A 19,823-nucleotide genomic window follows, 5' to 3' on the forward strand; every position below is an offset into this window, starting at 1 on the left:
CCACTCAATATTTATGCATAACGCGTTCCAAATCTCCGCGCGGATGACCGCCCGCCCCGCCGACCGCCCCGACGTGCACTGCCTTGTGCCGGGAGGTGCCGCAGCGCGAGACTGACGGGAACGCCGTCGTGCCCCTCTGCGAGCACGGCACCCCGCTGCGAGGAGGAACTGACCATGAGCGAGACCACGATGCAGGCGATCGTCGCGCAGGAGCCCGGCGGCCCGGAGGTGCTGCGCCCGGCCGAGGTGCCCGTCCCCGAGCCCGGCCCCCGGGAGGTCCTCGTGCGGACCGAGGCCACCGGTGTGAACTTCATCGAGACCTACCAGCGCTCCGGTGTGTACCCCGTGGACTTCCCGTTCACGGCAGGCTCAGAGGGCACCGGCGAGGTCGTGGCTGTGGGCTCAGAGGTCACCACCGTGCGGACCGGTCAGCGCGTGGCAACCTCCGAGGCCACCCGCACGTACGCGCAGTTCTTCACGGTGGAGGAGGACAAGGCGCTACCCGTGCCGGACGGCATGGACCCTCAGACCGCCGGTGCACTGCCCCTGCAGGGACTCACGGCGCACTACCTGGTGCGGTCCACGTTCCCCGTGCAGCCCGGGCAGACCGCGGTGGTCACGGCGGCCTCCGGCGGTGTGGGCGGGCTCGCCATCCAGCTGCTCAAGCGCATCGGCGCCACCGTGATCGCGCTGACCTCCACCCCGGATAAGGCCGCGACGGCCAAGCGCCTCGGCGCGGACCACGTGCTCGGCTACGAGGGCTTCGCCGAGCGCGTGCGCGAGCTCACGGACGGCCTGGGCGCGGACGTGGTCTATGACTCTGTGGGCCGTACGACCTTCGACGAATCCCTCGCGGCCACCCGCGTGCGCGGGACCACCGTGCTCTTCGGGGGCTCCTCCGGCCAGGTGCCCCCGCTGGACCTGCAGCGGCTCAACAGCTCCGGGGCGCTCTACGTGACCCGCCCGTCCCTGGCTTACTACACGCGGGACCGGGACGAGCGCACGTGGCGCTGGTGCGAGCTCATGGACGCCGTGACCTCCGGGGGCCTCGAGGTCCGGGTGGGCGCCACGTACCCGCTCGGCGACGCCGCCGCCGCGCACCGCGACCTCGAATCCCGCGGCACGCAGGGGAAGCTCCTGCTGCTGCCGTGAGACGACACCGCCCCGTGGGTCCGGGAGCCCACGGGGCGGTGCGCCACCGGCTTGTGCCGGAGCGGAGATCTAGGTACCTGCCCGCACCCCGCGGTGCACGCGGCGCGCACCCCAGGCCGTGAGGCCGATGCAGAACAGCGCGCCCATCCCGAGTGCCGCGACGCGGACCCGCTGGCCGGTGACCATCGAGTCCGTCACCCCGCTGTCCCCGTAGGAGCCGGGCTCGCCCGTCTCCACGACCGTCAGGTGACCGTTCTGCTCCGCGAGCAGGGCGTCCACCTCCCGCGGGAAGTCGGAGTCCTGGACACCCGTCTGGGTGCCGCGGAACGTGATCTGGTTCCCCTCGGTCTTCTTGACGGGATCGTCGAGCCGGTTGTCGAACGGGTAGCGTTCGGTCAGCTCGTTCTTGGGCATGATGCCCGCGTAGATCCCGTTGTAGTCCTGGGTCACGAGGTCCTTGGTGAGCGTCTGGTACGTCCCGGAGACGACCATCGACTCCCCCGCCCACTCCTCCAGCCGGGAGGCCTTGTCGAAGGACAACGCCGAGGCCAACCCCAGCGCCAGGGTCACGACTGCCCCCAGCAGCACGATGAGGACGATCCACCATCCTCGGGCACCACCGGGTCGTGTCTCCTGGTCGTGCTCGTCGAAATCGATGAGTTCCTGGGTGTCGTGGCTCACGGTATGACTTCTCCTGGCTGGTGGGGGGTGATCAGCTTCGGATCTCAGCGCCGTGCTCCCTGTGGGCCGCATCCACCGCGTTCTCACGGGCCTGGGAGGCCTCGTCCGCGGTGAGGGTGCGGTCCGCGGCCCGGAACCGCAGGGCGATCGCCACGGACTTCTTGCCCTCGGGGATGCCCTTGCCCGCATACACGTCGAAGACCTCGGATGCTTCGAGCAACTCGCCCGCTCCCCGACGCACCGTGGTCAGCAGGTCCGCCGCGGGGACGCTCGCGTCCACCACGAGTGCGACATCCTGGGTGGCCGCGGGGTAGCCCGAGATCACCTGGGCGGTGACCGCCGAGGCCTCACGATCGAGCAGCGCGGACAGGTCGAGTTCCACGGCGCACGTGCGCTCGGGCAGACCCTGGGCCGCGACGAGCTTGGGGTGCAGCTCTCCCGCCATACCGATCACGGCGCCGTCCTGAGTGCTCAGCTGCGCGGTGCGCCCGGGGTGGAACGCGTGATGCGAGCCCTGGGTGACCCTCAGCTCCACGCCCACGCTGCGTGCGGCGAGCACGGCGATGTCGAGCGCGTCCTGCCAGTCCAGGGTGCGCGGCGCAACCCACGGGCCTGCAGCGGCGTCGTGCCCCGTGAGCACCGCGGCGAGCCTGCGCGGCTGGTCGGGGACGGCGGCGTCGAGCCGTTCGAGCTCCGGAGCGGCCGGGCGCACGCCGAGCGGCGGGATGGGCTGGGTGTCCGGGGTGTAGCCGTCCGCGAGGAACACGTGGCCCATCTCGTAGAGGGCTAGGTCCCGCAGCCCGCGCGAGTGGTTGCGCTTGAGCACCTCGAGCAGCCCGGGCAGGATGCTCACCCGCAGCAGGGACTGGGCCTCGCTGATGGGGTTCGCGAGCTTGATCGACGCCACGTGCTCACCGTCCGCGCTGCCCCACAGGTCGTTGTCCGCCTGGGACACGAACGGGTAGCTGAGCACCTCGGTGAGCCCGGCGGCCGCCAGCGTGTTGGCCACGCGGCGTCGTGCGGCCTGCGAGCGCGTGAAGCCGCGCCCGGGAGGCGCCACGGGGAGGCGATCGGGGATCTTGTCGTAGCCGTCCAGACGCGCGACCTCCTCGACGAGGTCCTCCTTCTCGAGCAGATCCGGGCGCCACGACGGCGGGACCACGGTCCAGCCGTCCGCGGTCTCCGTGACCTCGGCGCCGATGGCCACGAGGCTGCGCTCGACGACCTCTGGAGAGTAGTCCACTCCAACGCGCGCCGCAGGGTAGCCCGCGGGCAGCTCGATCGCGGCGGGGCGGTCCGTGTGGTCCACGTCCGTGACCCGCCCGAAGTCCGTGCCGCCGGCCAGCTCCACGAGGAGGTCGACGACGCGCTGCGCAGCAACCGGCGCGAGCTGCGGGTCCACGCCGCGCTCGTATCGCTTGGACGCCTCCGAGGGAAGCTTGTGTCGGCGGGCGGTGCGGGCGATCGAGACCTCGTCGAAGCGCGCGGCCTCCACGAGCACGCGCGTGGTGTTCTCCCCGACCTCGGTCGCGGCACCGCCCATGACGCCGGCGAGGCCCACGGGACCGGACTCGTCCGCGATCACGAGGTCCTCGGTGTTCAGCTCACGGGACTTGTCGTCCAGCGTGGTCAGTTTCTCGCCGGCCCGCGCACGGCGCACGGTAATCCCGCCCTGCAGGGTGTCCGCGTCGTAGTTATGGATCGGCTGGCCGTACTCGAGCATCACGTAGTTGGAGATGTCCACGGGCAGGCTCAGGGAGCGGATCCCGGCCAGGCGCAACCGCGACACGAGCCACTGCGGGGACGGGATGGATGGATCCACGTTCTCCACGATGCGCACCGCGAAGCGGTTGCACCCGGCGCGGCCGTGGATCGGGGCGTCGTCGGACACGGTCACGGGGAACCCGTCCTCGGTGGACGCGGGCACCCGCGGCGCGAGCTCCGCCACGGGATCCGTGAACGGTGCGCGCACCGCGTGGCAGTACTCGCGGGCGATCCCGCGGATCGAGAACGCGTACCCGCGGTCCGGGGTCACGTTGACCTCCGCCGCCGAGTCGTAGAGACCCAGCAGCTCCAGGGCGTCGGAGCCGATCTCGGGGTCCAACCCGATCCGAGACAGCACCAGGATGCCGTCGTGGTCGTCGCCAATGCCGAGCTCGCGCACGGAGGCGATCATGCCTGCCGAGATGTGGCCGTAGGTCTTGCGCGCGGAGATCCTGAAGTCACCCGGCAGCACCGCACCCGGAAGGGCGACGACCACCTTGTCACCCACCGAGAAGTTGTGGGCACCGCAAATGATTCCCTGGACGCCCGAGGGGTCGATGCCCTTGCCCGTCAGCGTCTGCTCATGGCCCTCCGGCACCACGCGCACGGAGCACCAGTTCACGGTCTTGCCGTTGGAGTGGGTCTCGGGCTCCATGGAGAGCACCTGGCCCACCACGATCGGACCGGAGAGGGAGTCGGAGGGGCGGTGGACGTCCTCCTCCTCAAGACCCACCTTCACGAGGGTGGCCAGGACGTCCTCCGCGGTGGCGTCCTCGGGAACGGGCGCGTACTCGCGCAGCCATGACAAAGGAACTCGCATTGCTCTAGATCTCCATCCCGAAGTGTTCGCTGAAACGGACGTCGCCCTCGACCATGTCGTGCATGTCCGGGACGTTGTTGCGGAACATCAGGGTCCGCTCGATGCCCATGCCGAACGCGAACCCCGAGTAGCGCTCGGGGTCGATCCCCGCGGCCCGCAGCACGTTGGGGTGCATCATGCCGCAGCCACCCCACTCAATCCACCGCGGTCCGCCCTTGGCGGTGGGGTGCCACACGTCCAGCTCCGCGGAGGGTTCGGTAAAGGGGAAGTAGTTGGGCCGCAACCGGATCGCGGCCTCCGGGCCGAACATGGTGCGCGCGAAGTGGGTGAGGGTGCCCTTGAGGTCCGCCATGGACAGCCCTTCGTCCACGGCGATGCCCTCCACCTGGTGGAACACCGGGGTGTGAGTCGCGTCCAGTTCATCCGTGCGGTAGGTCTTGCCCGGGCACACCACATACACCGGCAGCTCGCGCTCCAGCAGCGAGCGCATCTGCACGGGTGAGGTGTGGGTGCGCAGCACCAGGTGTGACGACGGCGGGTCCACGAAGAACGTGTCCTGCATCTGCCGCGCCGGGTGGTCCGGCTTGAAGTTCAGCGAGTCGAAGTTGAACCACTCGTGCTCGAGCTCCGGTCCCTCCGCGACCTCCCAACCCATACCCACGAAGATGTCCCCGATGTGGTCCATCAGGTTGGTCAGGGGGTGCCGTCCGCCCAGCCGGCGACGCCGCGTGGCCGCCGTGACGTCCACCGCTTCCTCCACGAGGATGCGGGCATCCCTCTCCTCCTCGAGCACGGTGGCGCGTGCCGCGAGTGCCTTGTTCACGCGTCCGCGGGCCTGCCCCACCAGTTTGCCCGCGGTGGCCTTGGCGGCCTTGTCCAGCCCACCGATCGCACGGTTGGCCAGCGCCAGCGGGGATTTCTCCCCCGTGTGGGCCAGGCGAACGGTCTTCAGCTCGGAGAGGTCGGCGGCGGCCTCGATCTCACGCAGTGCGTGCTCGAGGGCGGCCGTCACCCCGGCCTCGTCGGTGGGGTCCACCGCGGCGGACGGTGTGGTCTCGGACATGGTTTCTCGCGTTCCTACTGGCGGACGGTGTTCTCACTAGCTCGCTCTCCCGGTGGGTGAGCCGCTTTTCGTGCAAATGCCCGCAGCGTGGCCGGTGCGGGCAGGGTCAGTCTAGTGGAGGACCCATGGCGTCCGCTGACCCGGCGGGGTCATGGGGCGAGCTGTCCCAGCAATGCCCGCACGATCGGAAGGTCCGCCGGGATCCACGGCAAGGCCAGTACGGCGTCGGGGTCGCTCGACGGAACCCACCGCACGGCCAGGTGATCGGTGCCCACCACGGGTGTATCCGCAGTGGTTCCGGTCCACACTCGCATCGCGGCCTTCTCGGACAGTGGCCATCCCTGAGCATGGGGGCCTGAGATTTCAGCCAGAAGCTCCACCCGCACCGACAGCTCCTCCGCGCATTCGCGCACGAGTGCGTCCTCGGCGCTCTCCTCCGGTTCCTGCTTGCCGCCCGGGAATTCCCACAGCCCGCGCAATGTCTCGGGGTAGGCGCGCTGGGCGGCGAGGAACGCGGTGGGGTGATGTGCGTCGTCGAGCAGGGCCGCCCCGACCACCTGGGTCCGGAAGCGCGCGGGGAGATCGGAAGTCATGGTGTTCAGTGTGTCACCGACAATTCGGACAGCGCGGAGAGAGAAGCGTCAGTGATCGAAAATCCGGCGCTGGGCTTGCGCCGATGCATACAGGCACACGGTCGCAGCGGTGGCCACGTTGAGCGATTCGGCGGCCCCGTACAGCGGCACCGCCACAGACAGATCCGCGGCCGCGACCTCCGCTTCCGACAGTCCCTGCGCCTCATTACCGAACAGCCACGCGGTGGGCTGCTCGAGGGGATACGCCACGTCCCCCGAAGAAATGCCCGCGGCGCGCAGCACCGCGGCGTCGGCCAGCTCGGAGACCGTCATGGAGGCATAACCGTCCGCGGCGAGCACACCCATGCCGTGCTCACGAGCCACCGCGACGACCTCGGCGAGTTCCATGCCCGTGAACACCGGGACGTGGAACAGCGACCCCGCAGAGGAGCGCACGGATTTCGGGTTGAACGGGTCCACGGTGCCGGGAGTGCACAGCACGGCATCTGCGCCGGCGGCGTCCGCGGTACGGATCACGGTGCCGGCGTTACCCGGGTCCTGCACCCGGACCAGCATGCCCACCAGGCGTGCGGCACCGAGGGCGCGAGCGACGTCGTCAGAGGAGCCCGACGCCTCAGACGCGTCCAAAGCAGAGGAAGGGAAGCGGCACACCGCCAGCATCCCCTGCGGCGTGACCGCATCGGTCATGGCCGCGAGTACCTCCGGGGTGACCGCCCGGACGAACACGTCACCGCGGTCGGCGACCGCGGCAAGATCCGCAGCGATCCCCGGGTGCCGGTCGAGTTCCTGCAGGGTCACGTACACGGCGTCGAGCCGCGGCAGCCCGGGAGCGGGGAGATCCGCGAGCGCGAGACGGACCGCCTCGCGCACGTTCTGCGGGCCCTCGGCGCGGAACAATCCGCGCTTGGAACGCATCGAGCGCCTGGTCAACGCGGCCACGTCCTTGACCCGATCGGCTCGGGGGTTGGACAGCAACCGGTCTTCCAGGCGCTCGACGAACGTCACAGCGGCACTCAGGCGGCGGTGCGGGGCGCGGAGGTGTCCTCCGGCAGGGCGTCCTTGGCCACGCGGACCAGGGTCGCGAACGCGTTCTCGTCGCTCACGGCCAGCTCGGCCAGCATGCGACGGTCCACCTCGACCTCAGCGGCCTTCAGGCCCTGGATGAAGCGGTTGTAGGTCAGACCATTCGCGCGGGCGGCGGCGTTGATGCGCTGGATCCACAGCCGACGGAAGTCGCCCTTCTTCTTGCGACGGTCGTTGTAGGAGTAGGTGTACGAGTGGAGCATCTGCTCCTTGGCCTTGCGGTACAACCGGGACCGCTGACCGCGGTAGCCCGAGGCCTTCTCCAGAACTTCACGACGCTTCTTGTGGGCATTGACCGCCCGCTTCACACGTGCCACGTGCGTACTCCTAACGATTCGGTTCCGACCCCTGCCGGAACATGACTACCCGCCGCGCAAACGCGGCGCTGACGAAATGGAAGAGGAAGGGCCTACTTGGCCAGCATCCGCTTGATGGCCTTGGCCTCACCCGGGGTGGAGACGATCTGGTCGCCCGCGAGACGGCGGGTCAGACGCGAGGACTTGTGTTCCAGGTAGTGGCGGCGGTTGGCCTGCTGGCGCTTGACCTTGCCCGAACCGGTGAGCTTGAAACGCTTCTTGGCACCGCTGTGGGTCTTCATCTTCGGCATGGTGACCGTCTCCTTTTACATCGACCGGTGGGGCACACCGGTGGGTCGCGGCACACGGCCGCGACCACGCTGGTGTCGGGCGATCACACGCCCAACGCTGTCAATTCCTGTGCCGCGATTACTTCTTGGCGGGCCCGGGCTTGGGAGCCCCAGGCTTCGGCGCCGCGGGCTTGGCCGCCGCGCTCGGCGTGGCGGGTGCGGGCTTCGCGCTCGGCTTCGCGCTTGCAGCGGGCTTGGGGCTCGCTGCGGGCTTGGGTGACGACGTCGATGCGGTACCCGCCTGCGCCGCCGCCGGCTTGGCCGCTGCGACCTTGGCGTCCGCGGTGGCCTGCTGTGCAGAAGCCTCGGGCTGCGCCGGAGCCTGGGTGGCTTCGGTACCGGACGCCGACGCCACGGTCTCCTGGACCTTGTCCTCCGCCGCGATGGGAGCGCTCTGCGAGCTCTCCGCCTGCACGGTGGCCGCCTGACGCAGTTCCGCCGGGAACGCGTCCCCGATGGACTGGGTCACGGACTCGGCAGTAGAGGTGTCCACCCGCTGCTTGCGCTGGTTCTCGGACTGCGACGTCTCCCGCTGCTTCTGCTTGCGGGCCTCGGCCCGAGCCTCCGCTTTGTTCTTGAGCGGACCGATGACCATGACCATGTTGCGACCGTCCACGCGGGGCGCGGTCTCCACGACACCGACCTCGGCGACGTCTTCCGCGAGCCGCTCGAGCAGGCGCACACCCATCGCGGGGCGCTGCTGCTCACGACCGCGGAACTGGATCATGGCCTTGACCTTGTCCCCCGCGGAGAGGAAGCGCTTGGCGTGACCCACCTTGGTCTCGTAGTCGTGCGTGTCGATCTTCAACCGGAAACGCACTTCCTTGAGCACCGTGTTGGCCTGGTTCTTGCGCGCTTCACGAGCCTTGACCGCAGCTTCGTACTTGTACTTGCCGAAGTCCATGAGCTTGGCCACGGGGGGCTTGGCGTTGGGTGCGACCTCGACCAGATCGAGATCCGATTCTCGGGCCAGCCGCAGCGCGTCCTGCACGCGAACGATGCCGACCTGCTCGCCGCCAGGTCCGACCAAGCGGACTTCCGGGACACGGATTCTGTCATTGATACGTGGATCGCTAATGCCAAGCTCCTGAGTTCGTGGGTTTCCCCGTGGTTGGGTCCTGGACCACAACGAAAAACCTCCGCTGCGGCACGCGCGAGCGGAGGTGAGAACCACACAGAGACCGAGATGACACGACCGTCATGAAAACGGCGTGGTTGTTCGGTCACGAACCCGGGCACCTGGTGCCGAGTGATCGCGTCACTCGGCGGGCGGCGGCGGGTGGGAGTCATCTCCGCTTGCACACTGTCCACCAATATAACCCATCCGGGGGCGCCGGGGCCAGTCGGGCGACGGCCCCGCACCGGGCAATACCGCTGTTCTACAGTGGTCCCATGTCCGAGCAGCCGCGCTCCGAGCGCTTCGAATTCACCGACACCGCATCGTTCCAGGGTCCCACCCACGGTCACGACACCGCCCACGACCACGGCTCCTCCGATCCCGGTGCACTGCCCGACGAGACCCTCGCCGAGGTGAACAACCAGATGCGTGACATCGCCGAGGTCCCCGCAGTCGAGGTCATCACGACCGCCGCGGTCCATCTAATGAGCGCCGCCGCCGTGAAGTGCGGTCTGGCCGCCGAGGAGAACGCCGAGGAACTCAAGGATCTGGACGAGGCGCGCAAGCTCATCATCGCCCTGGCAGGTCTGATCACCGCGGCCGCTCCCGAGATCGGCTCCCAGCACGCGGGCCCGTTACGCGACGGTCTCAAGTCGTTGCAGCTCGCGTTCCGCGAGGCCTCCCCGTTCCCGGACGCTCCCGGCGCCGGGCCCGGCGAGAAGTTCACGGGCCCGGTCTACGGCTGAGCGTCGATCCCGTTGAAGCCCTTTTAAGGAACGCGGCGCGCGACCGGTGGTCGTGCGCCGCGTTCCTCTTGGTGACGTCAGACGGCGACGTCACGCTGTGATCTCATGCAGTGACCTCACGCGGTGAGCCGGACCTCGATCGAATCCACCGCCTCCGCCATGACGGGCTGGGCCGCGAGCTGCTGCTGGTAGTGCCCCACTGCTGCCTGCACCTCGTCGGCGGACAGCCCCACCCGCAGCTGCAGGGTGACCGTGAGCTCCGGGCCCTCGCCCCCACCGCGTAACGCGGCGCCGCCGGACCGCGCGGCATTCACACCGCGACCCGGGCCGGCGAGCGCCGCCACGATCTCCGAGCGCCCGAGTGCCGCGCGCGTGACGGCGTCGTCCACCGCGACATCCCGGTACGACGGCGTCCACTCGTGTCCCTGCGCCACGGCCCACAGGGCGGGGCGCCGGACCACGAAGGCCGGATCCGTCCCCGGATCCACGACAAGCAGCGCGGAGCCGTCTTGCACCGCGGACAGCGCGGCGCGGCGGATGTCCGCGGCGACCGGTCGGGCCCGGGAGTTCCATGCGGTCAGTGCATTGGTGGACGTGAACACCGGCAGGGCCTTGCGGCCGTCGGCGGCCTGCAAGCTCACGAGGGCCATGTCCGCTTCCTTGTCGGAGACCAGACCGTCCTCGGTGATGTGGGACTGGGACACCTGCGCCACGATGGGCACGAACACCCGGATCCCGGCGAGCGCGGCCACGACCTCCTCCTCGCCCACTGTCCCCGCGCGCCATGCGTCAAGTGCGCAGGCGACATTCGGGTCCGCGGTGCCGGGGTCGTCGGGAAACTGGTGGGTGTGGCTCGTACCCTCCCCCAAATTGCGACCCTCCCACGACTGACCGCCGGTGTCTGTGGGGCCACCGGCCGAGCGCAGCTGGGCGGCGATGTGCGCGGGAAGGATGCGAGCGCCGTCGGCCCCGGAAACGCGTGCGCTGGGGCCGGAAACGTCGTGGTCACCGCGCCCGGAGGGCGGGTGCGCTTCGCGTCCGGGCCCGCGATCCGCGCGGTGCTCAGGCACTCGGGCGACCGGCGACGTCCAGGGCCTGCGCAAGCGTGAACTTGCCGGCGTAGAGTGCCTTGCCCACGATCGCGCCCTCGATGCCGGCGGGGACGAGCTCGCGCAGCGCGGCGAGGTCCTCGAGGGACGAAATCCCGCCCGAGGCCACCACGGGCTTGTCCGTGCGGCGGGCGACCTCGGCCAGCAGCTCGGTGTTGGGCCCGCGCAGCGTGCCGTCCTTGGTCACGTCGGTGACCACGTACCGCGCGCAGCCGTCGGCCTCGAGGCGCTCCAGCACCTCCCACAGGTCGCCGCCGTCCTTGGTCCAGCCGCGCGCGGCGAGCGTGGTGCCGCGCACGTCCAAACCCACGGCGATCCTGTCCCCGTGCTCGGCGATCACGCGATGCGTCCACTCGGGGTTCTCGAGCGCCGCCGTGCCCAGGTTAATGCGCGCGGGGTCCAGGGACAGGACGCGCTCGAGGGACTCGTCGTCCCGGATCCCGCCGGACATCTCGATCTTGAGGTCGAGGTGCGCGGCGACCCGGCGCAGGACGTCGATGTTGTCACCGCGACCGAACGCGGCATCGAGGTCCACGAGGTGCAACCATTCGGCGCCCGCGTCCTGCCACGCGAGGGCGGCCTCGAGCGGATCGCCGTAGCCGGTCTCGGAGCCGGCCTCCCCCTGGACCAGGCGCACGGCCTGGCCCCCTTGCACGTCCACCGCGGGCAGCAGTTCCAAACGGCGTTCGGTGGTCTCGCTCATGTCTCTCCTCACGTGACGCCCGCGGGCGCCGTGGTGGTCCGGTGGTTGATTGGATTGTCGCGGTGCGGCGCGCGCCCCGTACCCGTTGACGACGGCACTACGCCCGGTTCACACGCTCGTGAACCACGAGTAGCCCCCATAGCCGATCAACACGAGGGCCACCAACGCGAGCAACACCACACTCCACAGCGGCTTGCGCTGCTGATGGAAGGAGATCGCCCCGCCCACGAAGAACGCCCCCGCCACGAGCAGCAGCACCGATGCGGTCATGCCGGGACCCCCGAACCCGGTGCGGGGATTCGCCCGGCCATGCGTCCGGTGCGCGGCAGCGTGGACAGCCAGTTGCGCAGCAGGGCGATCCCCGCCGCGGAGGACTTCTCGGGGTGGAACTGCGTGGCGCTCAACGGACCGTTCTCCACTGCGGCCACGAAAGGCGCCCCGTGCTCGGACCAGGTGACGCCCGGGGGCACCATGTGCTCGATGCTCTGGTCGAATTCCCACTCCCGCACCCCGTAGGAGTGCACAAAGTAGAACCGCTCGTCCTCAATGCCGCGGAACAGTACCGAGCCCTCCGGCGGGCGCACCTCATTCCAGCCCATGTGCGGGACCACCGGAGCGTCGAGGCGTTCCACGGTCCCCGGCCACTGTGCCAGTCCCTCGGACTCGTGACCGTGTTCCACGCCGCGGTCGAACATGACCTGTAGGCCCACGCAGATCCCCAGCACCGGACGGCCACCGCTCAACCGGCGATCGATGAGCCGCGGGGCGTCCACCGCGCGCAATCCCTCCATGACGGCTGCGAAGGCTCCCACGCCAGGGACCACGAGACCGTCCGCGTCCATGACGTCGCGCGGATCGGCGCTCAGCACCACCCGCGCGCCGGCCTCCTCGAGGGCGCGCACGGCAGAGCGCACATTGCCTGCGCCGTAGTCCAGGACGACAACGCTCGGCGCCTCCGTCATGTTCTGTTCCGCCCCGCTCACAGGGCGCCCTTGGTGGACGGGACCACGCCGGCCATGCGGGCGTCGGGCTCCACGGCTTCGCGTAACGCCCGCGCAAGCGCCTTGAACTGGGCCTCGGCGATGTGGTGCGGATCACGGCCGCGGATCACTTCCACGTGCAGGCACAACTGGGCGTGGTAGGCCAGGGACTCGAAGACGTGGCGGGTCATCGACCCGGTGAAGTGACCACCGATCAAGTGGTATTGCTGGCCCTCCGGTTCACCCGTGTGCACCACGTAGGGCCGCCCGGACACGTCCACCACGGCGGACGCGAGTGCCTCGTCGAGCGGCACGGTGGCCTGCCCGAAACGGCGGATCCCCCGCTTGTCCCCGAGTCCCTGGCGCAGCGCATCACCCAGGACGATCGCTGTGTCCTCGACCGTGTGGTGGACGTCGATGTCCGTGTCCCCGTGGGCATGGATGTCCAGGTCGATCAGGGAGTGCTTGGACAGTGCCGTGAGCATGTGGTTGTAGAACGGCACCGTGGTCTCGATCGAGGACGTACCCGTCCCGTCCAGGTCCAGGCTCACGCGCACGGTGGATTCACTGGTCACGCGTTCCACCGTGGCGGTGCGGTGGTTCTCGACTGCGCTCATGAAAGACGACATCTCCTCGGGGACGGCGCCCGGCGACGGCTCGGCGGGCGGGTCCAGTCTAGATGGCTGGGGTGGGACCATGGGGCCGCGGCCCGACCGGTCCCACGGTTCGAGACGAGCCGGGCCGGCTCAGAATCTTGGTCCGGACGGTCCGGCTCAGGACCGGGCGAGGTAGGACTCCACGGCCTCGAGGAACGCGGTGGTCTCCGCTTCCGTCCCGGCGGTGACCCGTAGGTGGCCGGGGATCCCCACGTCCCGTACGAGGACGCCCTGGTCGAGCAGACCCTGCCACATGGCGTGGGCGTCCCCGCCGCACTCGAAGAACACGAAGTTGGAATCGGATTCGGCGGGGGTCAGGCCCAGTCGCTTGAGCTCGTCCACGATCCGGTCGCGCTGCAGTTTGATGTCCTCGACCGTGCCGAGCAGTGTTTCGTGGTGTTCGAGTGCGGCCAGTGCGGTCGCCTGGGTCACCGAGGACAGGTGGTACGGCAAGCGCACCAGGCGGATAGCGTCCGCAACGGAGCGGTCCGCGGCGAAGTATCCGAGCCGTGCACCCGCTAACGCGAACGCCTTGCTCATGGTGCGCGTGACGATGAGCCGGGGACGGCCGGGAAGCAGGGTCAGCGCCGAGGGGGTTCCGAAGCGCGCGAACTCGGCGTAGGCCTCGTCCACGACGACGATGGTGTTGCGGTCCTCCCCCGCCTCGTACACGGCCTCGACGACGTCCAGTCCGAGCGCGGTTCCGGTGGGGTTGTTGGGCGAGCACAGGAACACGATGTTCGGGGCGTGCTCGCCCACCTGGCGAGCCGCCGACTCCGCGGACAGGGAGAAGTCCGCGGCCCTCTCCCCGGCGATGAACCGCGTGCCGGTCCCGAGGGCGAGCAACGGGTACATCGAGTACGTGGGGACGAAGCTCAGCACGGAGCGCTCCGGCCCACCGAAGGCCTGCAGGATCTGCTGCAGGATCTCGTTGGACCCGTTGGCGGCCCACAGGTTGTCCTCGGTCAGCTCGTGACCCAGATAGGACGCTAGGGCGGTCCGCAGATTGGTGAAGTCCCGGTCCGGGTAGCGGTTCAGGGACGCCGCGGTATCGGTGACGCGCCGCGTGACGGCCCGAACCACGGGCTCGGGAACCGGATGGGTGTTCTCGTTGGTGTTCAGTGCGACACGGACTTCCAGCTGGGGAGCACCGTAGGGAGACAGGCCCCGCAGGTCGTCGCGCAGCGGAAGGGCTTCGAGGGAATCATCACGAGAATTCACCAGACCAGTCTATGGACTCGGCGCATATCCGGTCACACGACGTCTCACGGTGTGTCGATTCCCGGACCAGTCGTGACACCGCCCGGAGCTTGTCGGCGCACCAGGAGTCGCTCACTTGGCACCGACGGATCACGTCACCGACGGGTCACCGTCAGCGGGACGGGACCTCCAGGACCTGACCGGTGTGCAGGGTGGAGGACGTCAGACCGTTGAGCTCGGCGATGTCGTTCATGACCTCGCGGGTGTCCCGCTGCGGGTCCGCGACGGCGGCGATCTCCCATAGGGTCTGGTCCGCCTGCACCGTGACACTGTGGGTCACGGGCGCCCCCGCCGGTTCCGTGGATGCCTTGACCGTGGGCGGCAGCAGGAAGACGGCGGCGACCACCAACAGGGCCGCCGCTCCCGTGACGAAGGGCAGTCCGATCAGGAAGAACCGGCCGCGGCGGGTGAGCTGCAGCGGCGAGTGAGCGGCGCGCGGGGCGGCCTGGACGGACGCGGCACGGGCCGACGTACGAGCGCGCACGGCGGCGGAGGACGCAGCCGTGGCGGAACGAACGGATAGCGACAAGGTGAGAGCGGTCATGGCTACCTCCTGGTGATCTGACCGGATCCACCCGAAGGTGGCGGTGTTCGAACGCGGAGCGTACTTAGAACACATTTTCGAATCTCTACCAACAGTTCTAGCACGGGTGTACGAATGCTGTCGAGGACCTTTTCGAACACATATTTGAACCCGGGGACGCGCGCGGGTTAAGCTCGAGGTCACACAGGAGTTAGTTGACCCCACGTCTCCGACACGCATAAGCGGCCTCCGCGGCCCACCGCAGGGTGTGCACAGCGTGGACGGTGAAAGGACCCCGCACGTGAGCACTTCTTCCCCGAATCAGCAGGCGTCCGACCGACGCTCGCGCACGCTCACCCCTCGACAAGCACGGATCCTCGGTGCCGTGCAGCACTGCATCACCACGCGCGGCTACCCGCCGTCCATGCGTGAGATCGGTGACACCGTGGGTCTGGCGTCCCTGTCCAGCGTGACCCATCAGCTCGGCCAGCTCGAGAAGTGGGGCTACCTGCGCCGGGATCCGCGCCGACCCCGCGCCATGGAGGTCCTGCGCCCGTTGAGCGCGGAGGAACTCGACCGCCACCTGGGGCCGGCCGACGAGCCCGCGGGTTCCGTGGAGTCCTTGGCGACCCGCGCATCGGGCGCCGCGTCCCCCGCGGTGCACACCATGGGCGACCTGCCCGCCGCGGACGACGACGACGCCATGGTCCCCGTACCGCTCGTGGGGCGCATCGCCGCCGGTGGCCCCATCACCGCCGAACAATCGGTCGAGGAGGTCTACTCCCTGCCACGGCAGTTCGTGGGTCACGGCCAGTTGTTCATGCTCAAGGTCTCCGGGGACTCCATGATCGACGCAGCCATCTGCGACGGCGACTGGGTCGTGGTGCGCCAACAGAACTCCGCGCAGAACGGGGACGTCGTGGCTGCCCTGCTGGACGACGAAGCGACCGTCAAGACCTTCCGCCAGCGCGACGGCCACACGTGGCTGCTGCCCCAGAACACCCGCTACGAACCCATCCTGGGTGATCACGCGACCGTGATGGGAAAGGTCGTCTCGGTCTTCCGCTCCCTGTAGCTCGCCCTCCGAACGGTTCCGGGAACCGCGCGTCGCGTCACGCGGGACGGCACCACGGACGTGAGCACAGCGACGTCGAACGCTCAGGAGCGCGCCAATCGCTCTAACGCCCCGAGAACGGTCGAGCGGTCCGTGGTGGGCCACAGCGGCGGGAGGGACCGGGCCAGGAAGGACCCGTAGCGCGCCGTGGCGAGCCGCGAGTCCAGCACGGCGACGACGCCCTTGTCCCCGCTCGCACGGATCAGTCGGCCGGCGCCCTGCGCCAGGCGCACCGCGGCGTGAGTGGCCGAGACCGACATGAACCCGTTGCCGCCTGCCCGTTCGGCCGCGCGTGTGCGGGCGGTGCCCAGGGGATCGTCCGGGCGCGGGAACGGGATCCGGTCGATCACGACCAGTCGGCACGATTGCCCCGGCACGTCCACTCCCTGCCACAGGCTCATGGTTCCGAACAGGCTCGCTGAGGGATCGTCGGTGAATTCCTTGACCAGGGACGGCAGGGAGGCGTCCCCCTGGCACAGGATGGGCAGCTCTGTACGATCGCGCAGCGCCTCCGCCGCGTCCTCCGCGGCCCGGCGGGACGAGAACAGACCGAGCGCGCCGCCGCCCGAGGCCTCGAGCAGCCCGAGCAGTTCCTCGAGTTGCTCTTCCGAGACGCCACGGCCGGGTTTCGCGAGGTGCTTGGCCACGTAGAGGATGCCCTGGCGGCGGTAGTCGAAGGGGCTGCCCACGTCCACGCCCCGCCACGCGGGGGACCCCGGGCCCTGCAGGCCGAGAGCCCCGGCCGTGGACGAGAACGATGACCCCACGGCCAGGGTCGCCGAGGTCAGCACGACCGTGCGCCCGTCGAACAACCCCTCCCGCAGGGGCCCCGCGACGCTGAGCGGCGCGATGTTCAGGGTCGCCGGTTCCCCTTCGGACGCTCCCACGTATCCCTCGGTGGGCGACCAGCGACCCACGCGGGAGATCCACAGGACGTCATGGGCGGTGTCCGCCGACAGCATGCGCTCGGCGGTGTCCAGCAGCTCGGACAACCGTGAGCGGGCCGCGTGACGTGCCGCGTCCTCGCCCTTGGAATCGCCCTTGGTTTCACTGAGCCCCGTGCGCGCGGCATCCTGAACGCCACCGACCGCGTAGACCTGCTCCTCGGTGAAGCCTCGCGGCAACAGTCCGGACGGGTCGGGGTCGAAGGCGAGATCGAAGGCCTGCGCGGCCTTCTCGAGTGCATCGCTCGACGCCGCGGTGTGCTTGCGCACGGCCGTGGCCGCCGCTCGTACCGCGGCGGCGGACAGCGACGCGGTCACGGCACCCGTGACCCGGTCCCGCAGCTCATGGGCCTCGTCAACGATCACGACGTCGTGCTCGGGCAGGACCGCGAGCCCCTCGAACGCGTTGATCGCGAGCAGCGCGTGGTTGGTGATCACCACGTCCGCCTCGCCGGCCTCGGCCCGGGCGCGCTCGGCGAAGCATTCCTCCACGAGGGGGCACTTGCGCCCCAGGCACTCCTTGGCGGTCACGGAGACCTGCCGCCACGCGGCGTCCGTGACACCCGGCTGGACGTCGTCCCGGTCCCCGGTCTCGGTGGTCTCGACCCATTCCCGCAACCGCAGCACCTGCTGGGCCAAGCCACCGAGGGGGCGATCCGCGCCCCCTGCGGCGGGTCCCGAACCGGGGACGTCGAACAGGGCGCCGTCGTCGTCCGGGTAGCCGCCCTCGACCTTGTGCAGGCACGCGTAGTTGGAGCGGCCCTTGAGCAGCGCGACGACGGGGCGGTCGTCCAGTTCGTCCTCGAGCGCGTCGAGCAAGCGGGGGACGTCCCGGCCCGTGATCTGGGACTGCAGGGCCAGCGTGGCCGTGGCCACGACCACGGGCTTGTCCGCGGTGCGGGCGTGGCGCAGGGCCGGGACGAGGTATGCGAGCGACTTACCCGTACCGGTCCCTGCCTGGACCAACAGATGCCGGCCGGTCTCGAGGGCCTCGGCGACCTTGGCCGCCATGAACCGCTGTCCCTCCCGACGCTGCCCGCCCAGCGCGGTCACGGCGGAGTCGAGGAGCTCGAGCGTGTCCACCGCGCCGGGCAGCGTTTCGGGGCGGACGTCCGAGAGGTCGTGCCCCGCTTCGTCGACGAACGATGCGCTCATGCTCCGGCGGGATCCTCCGCGGTGGGCGAGGCGGCCGGGCTCCCGGGCTCCGCCACGCGGTAGGGCGCGAGTTCGCCCACGAGTTCCTCGCGAACGCGCACACGCAACCGCGTGCCCTCGGGAGTGTGTTCCGTGCGCAGGATCTCGGCGTCCTGGGCGTGCAGCCGGGAGACCACCTCGCCGTGAACGTAGGGCACGAGCAGTTCCATGTCGTGGTTGGGGCGCGGAATAGCGGAGGAGATCAACCGCTGCAATTCCTCGATGCCCTCTCCCGTGCGCGCCGACACGGCCACCGACGGGTGCTCGTGATTGCGCAAACGACCCAGCACCACGGGATCCGCGATGTCGGCCTTGTTCAGGGCCACGATCTCTGGGATGTCATTGGCCCCCACGTCCGTGAGGACGTCCCGCACGGCCTTGAGCTGACCCTCCGGATCCGGGTGGGAGGCATCCACTACGTGCACGATGACGTCCGCGTCCGCGACCTCTTCCAGGGTGGAGCGGAAGGCCTCGACCAACTGGGTGGGCAGCGAGCGCACGAAGCCCACGGTGTCCGCGAGCGTGTAGCCGATCCCGTCCGGGGTCTCGGCCTTGCGCACCGTGGGATCCAGCGTGGCGAACAGCGCGTTCTCCACGAGGACCCCGGCATCCGTCAACCGGTTGAGCAGGGACGACTTACCCGCGTTGGTGTACCCCGCGATCGCGACCGAGGGCACGGAATGACGCTTGCGGTTGAGTCGCTTGGTCTCACGCGCCGGCTTCATGGCCGCGATCTCCCGACGCAACTTGGCCATGCGCTGGCGGATCCGGCGCCGGTCCAGTTCGATCTTGGTCTCACCGGGACCACGGCTACCGATGCCCTCACCCGAGGCCGCACGGCCACCGGCCTGCCGGGACAGCGACTCACCCCAACCACGCAGACGCGGGAGCATGTACTCGAGCTGCGCCAGCTCCACCTGCGCCTTGCCCTCCTTGGACTTGGCGTGCTGGGCGAAGATGTCCAGGATGAGGCCCGTGCGGTCGATGACCTTGACCTTCACGACGTCCTCGAGAGCACGACGCTGCGACGGCGCGAGCTCGGCATCCACGATGACGGTGTCCGCACCGGCCGCGGCCACCACGTCCTTGAGTTCCAGGGCCTTGCCCGAGCCAAGGTACGTGCCGGGGTCCGGGGTCACGCGCCGCTGCAGCAGACCGTCCATGACCTCGGAACCGGCGGTCTCCGCGAGCGCCGCGAGCTCACGCAGCGAGTTCTCCGCATCGGCCAGGGTCCCGCTCGAGAACAGACCCGCCAGGACGACGCGCTCGAGCCGCAGCTGCCGGTACTCGACCTCGGTGACGTCCTCGAGCTCGGTGGACAGTCCGGCGACACGGCGCAGCGCGTGACGTTCGGCGAGGTCCTGCTGATCGCCGTCGGATTCGACGTGGACGTGGTCCTCGTCCGCGAGCTCACGGGCGCGGCCCAGGTGATCGTGTCCGCCGCCCGCGGCGTATGACGCGGCGTGGTCGCGGGCGCCGTGGACGCCCCGTTCATCGTCGACAACGTCCTGACCGGCGTCGTGGACGTGGGTGGGTTCGGAGCGTGTGCGCGCACGGGCCAGGACACGCGAGACGACGTCCTCCAGTTCCGGTCCGGTCAGTTCCGCGGAGTGTCCGGGCTGCTTCGGAGCGGGATTCTGGTGCTGGTGAGATTGCGTCATATTTCCTTGATCTG

At 69.6% G+C, this 19,823-nt stretch carries 20 protein-coding genes; 3 read left to right on the forward strand and 17 right to left on the reverse strand.

Annotation, left to right across the window (positions count from 1 at the left end):
• Positions 1–174 precede the first annotated feature (174 nt).
• Entirely contained in the window at positions 175–1,152 is a 978-nt protein-coding gene (locus tag HBK84_RS08320) for a quinone oxidoreductase (protein ID WP_167318639.1), read from the forward strand.
• A gap of 69 nt (positions 1,153–1,221) precedes the next feature.
• Here HBK84_RS08320 and HBK84_RS08325 read toward each other — a convergent pair whose 3' ends face one another.
• The 8 genes from HBK84_RS08325 to infC all read right to left on the reverse strand — a co-directional run bounded on the left by HBK84_RS08325 (position 1,222) and on the right by infC (position 8,832).
• Entirely contained in the window at positions 1,222–1,833 is a 612-nt protein-coding gene (locus HBK84_RS08325; RefSeq protein WP_144932657.1) for a hypothetical protein, read from the reverse strand.
• Between the two features lie 31 nt (positions 1,834–1,864).
• Positions 1,865–4,417, reverse strand: coding sequence for a phenylalanine--tRNA ligase subunit beta (gene pheT, locus HBK84_RS08330; RefSeq protein ID WP_167318640.1), 2,553 nt, complete (start codon positions 4,415–4,417; stop codon positions 1,865–1,867).
• 4 nt (positions 4,418–4,421) lie between these two features.
• The gene (gene pheS, locus HBK84_RS08335) at positions 4,422–5,480 is read right to left on the reverse strand and encodes a phenylalanine--tRNA ligase subunit alpha (RefSeq protein WP_064845938.1); all 1,059 of its coding nucleotides are present in this window, start codon (positions 5,478–5,480) and stop codon (positions 4,422–4,424) included.
• 149 nt (positions 5,481–5,629) lie between these two features.
• Positions 5,630–6,073 (reverse strand): (deoxy)nucleoside triphosphate pyrophosphohydrolase, encoded by a 444-nt coding sequence (locus tag HBK84_RS08340; protein WP_085106701.1) that lies wholly within the window; start codon positions 6,071–6,073, stop codon positions 5,630–5,632.
• Positions 6,074–6,121: 48 nt separating this feature from the next.
• Positions 6,122–7,078 (reverse strand): RNA methyltransferase, encoded by a 957-nt coding sequence (locus tag HBK84_RS08345; protein WP_240505629.1) that lies wholly within the window; start codon positions 7,076–7,078, stop codon positions 6,122–6,124.
• 8 nt (positions 7,079–7,086) lie between these two features.
• A complete protein-coding gene (gene rplT, locus HBK84_RS08350; RefSeq protein WP_035963276.1) occupies positions 7,087–7,473 on the reverse strand; it encodes a 50S ribosomal protein L20 in 387 nt (128 codons plus the stop codon).
• Positions 7,474–7,565: 92 nt separating this feature from the next.
• Entirely contained in the window at positions 7,566–7,763 is a 198-nt protein-coding gene (rpmI, locus tag HBK84_RS08355) for a 50S ribosomal protein L35 (RefSeq protein ID WP_035963278.1), read from the reverse strand.
• Between the two features lie 118 nt (positions 7,764–7,881).
• Positions 7,882–8,832 carry a translation initiation factor IF-3 gene (infC, locus tag HBK84_RS08360; protein ID WP_240505628.1) on the reverse strand — a complete coding sequence of 317 codons (951 nt, stop codon included), beginning with the start codon at positions 8,830–8,832 and terminating at the stop codon, positions 7,882–7,884.
• 362 nt (positions 8,833–9,194) lie between these two features.
• On the opposite strand from infC, the gene HBK84_RS08365 reads away from it, so the two are divergent.
• Positions 9,195–9,665: a DUF1844 domain-containing protein gene (locus HBK84_RS08365; protein ID WP_167318642.1), complete on the forward strand. Its 471-nt coding sequence runs from the start codon at positions 9,195–9,197 to the stop codon at positions 9,663–9,665.
• Between the two features lie 116 nt (positions 9,666–9,781).
• On the opposite strand, the gene HBK84_RS08370 is transcribed toward HBK84_RS08365, so the two are convergent.
• The 7 genes from HBK84_RS08370 to HBK84_RS08400 form a co-directional block, all read right to left on the reverse strand.
• Entirely contained in the window at positions 9,782–10,618 is an 837-nt protein-coding gene (locus HBK84_RS08370; RefSeq protein ID WP_167319172.1) for an SseB family protein, read from the reverse strand.
• A 109-nt stretch (positions 10,619–10,727) separates the two neighbouring features.
• Positions 10,728–11,477 (reverse strand): bifunctional 1-(5-phosphoribosyl)-5-((5-phosphoribosylamino)methylideneamino)imidazole-4-carboxamide isomerase/phosphoribosylanthranilate isomerase PriA, encoded by a 750-nt coding sequence (gene priA / locus HBK84_RS08375; RefSeq protein WP_144998825.1) that lies wholly within the window; start codon positions 11,475–11,477, stop codon positions 10,728–10,730.
• Between the two features lie 108 nt (positions 11,478–11,585).
• Positions 11,586–11,747 carry a hypothetical protein gene (locus tag HBK84_RS08380; protein ID WP_167318643.1) on the reverse strand — a complete coding sequence of 54 codons (162 nt, stop codon included), beginning with the start codon at positions 11,745–11,747 and terminating at the stop codon, positions 11,586–11,588.
• Positions 11,744–12,439 (reverse strand): imidazole glycerol phosphate synthase subunit HisH, encoded by a 696-nt coding sequence (gene hisH, locus HBK84_RS08385; RefSeq protein WP_085106727.1) that lies wholly within the window; start codon positions 12,437–12,439, stop codon positions 11,744–11,746. The genes HBK84_RS08380 and hisH overlap by 4 nt, the downstream gene beginning before the upstream one ends.
• A gap of 17 nt (positions 12,440–12,456) precedes the next feature.
• On the reverse strand, positions 12,457–13,074 hold the full coding sequence (hisB, locus tag HBK84_RS08390) for an imidazoleglycerol-phosphate dehydratase HisB (protein WP_085106697.1): 618 nt from the start codon (positions 13,072–13,074) through the stop codon (positions 12,457–12,459).
• A gap of 156 nt (positions 13,075–13,230) precedes the next feature.
• Complete coding sequence (locus HBK84_RS08395) at positions 13,231–14,334, reverse strand: histidinol-phosphate transaminase (protein WP_085106696.1); 1,104 nt, start codon at positions 14,332–14,334, stop codon at positions 13,231–13,233.
• Positions 14,335–14,485: 151 nt separating this feature from the next.
• On the reverse strand, positions 14,486–14,917 hold the full coding sequence (locus HBK84_RS08400; RefSeq protein WP_167318644.1) for a LysM peptidoglycan-binding domain-containing protein: 432 nt from the start codon (positions 14,915–14,917) through the stop codon (positions 14,486–14,488).
• Between the two features lie 280 nt (positions 14,918–15,197).
• On the opposite strand from HBK84_RS08400, the gene lexA reads away from it, so the two are divergent.
• Entirely contained in the window at positions 15,198–15,971 is a 774-nt protein-coding gene (gene lexA, locus HBK84_RS08405; protein ID WP_206069141.1) for a transcriptional repressor LexA, read from the forward strand.
• An 83-nt stretch (positions 15,972–16,054) separates the two neighbouring features.
• On the opposite strand, the gene HBK84_RS08410 is transcribed toward lexA, so the two are convergent.
• The gene (locus HBK84_RS08410; protein ID WP_167318645.1) at positions 16,055–18,109 is read right to left on the reverse strand and encodes an ATP-dependent DNA helicase; all 2,055 of its coding nucleotides are present in this window, start codon (positions 18,107–18,109) and stop codon (positions 16,055–16,057) included.
• Entirely contained in the window at positions 18,106–19,809 is a 1,704-nt protein-coding gene (hflX, locus tag HBK84_RS08415) for a GTPase HflX (RefSeq protein ID WP_167318646.1), read from the reverse strand. Before hflX ends, HBK84_RS08410 begins: the two co-directional genes overlap by 4 nt.
• Positions 19,810–19,823: the final 14 nt, after the last annotated feature.

The sequence above is a fragment of the Kocuria sp. KD4 genome, assembly GCF_011769905.1.
Lineage (GTDB): Bacteria > Actinomycetota > Actinomycetes > Actinomycetales > Micrococcaceae > Kocuria > Kocuria marina.

Coding starts and splice junctions, on each gene's coding strand:
- priA (WP_144998825.1), bottom strand. CDS start 11,477: ATGAGCGAGACCACCGAACGCCGTTTGGAACTGCTGCCCGCGGTGGAC.
- HBK84_RS08365 (WP_167318642.1), top strand. CDS start 9,195: ATGTCCGAGCAGCCGCGCTCCGAGCGCTTCGAATTCACCGACACCGCA.
- pheT (WP_167318640.1), bottom strand. CDS start 4,417: ATGCGAGTTCCTTTGTCATGGCTGCGCGAGTACGCGCCCGTTCCCGAG.
- HBK84_RS08400 (WP_167318644.1), bottom strand. CDS start 14,917: ATGACCGCTCTCACCTTGTCGCTATCCGTTCGTTCCGCCACGGCTGCG.
- HBK84_RS08380 (WP_167318643.1), bottom strand. CDS start 11,747: ATGACCGCATCGGTGCTGCTGCTCGTGGCGGGGGCGTTCTTCGTGGGC.
- pheS (WP_064845938.1), bottom strand. CDS start 5,480: ATGTCCGAGACCACACCGTCCGCCGCGGTGGACCCCACCGACGAGGCC.
- HBK84_RS08320 (WP_167318639.1), top strand. CDS start 175: ATGAGCGAGACCACGATGCAGGCGATCGTCGCGCAGGAGCCCGGCGGC.
- HBK84_RS08340 (WP_085106701.1), bottom strand. CDS start 6,073: ATGACTTCCGATCTCCCCGCGCGCTTCCGGACCCAGGTGGTCGGGGCG.
- HBK84_RS08410 (WP_167318645.1), bottom strand. CDS start 18,109: ATGAGCGCATCGTTCGTCGACGAAGCGGGGCACGACCTCTCGGACGTC.
- hisH (WP_085106727.1), bottom strand. CDS start 12,439: ATGACGGAGGCGCCGAGCGTTGTCGTCCTGGACTACGGCGCAGGCAAT.
- hflX (WP_167318646.1), bottom strand. CDS start 19,809: ATGACGCAATCTCACCAGCACCAGAATCCCGCTCCGAAGCAGCCCGGA.
- hisB (WP_085106697.1), bottom strand. CDS start 13,074: ATGAGCGCAGTCGAGAACCACCGCACCGCCACGGTGGAACGCGTGACC.
- rpmI (WP_035963278.1), bottom strand. CDS start 7,763: ATGCCGAAGATGAAGACCCACAGCGGTGCCAAGAAGCGTTTCAAGCTC.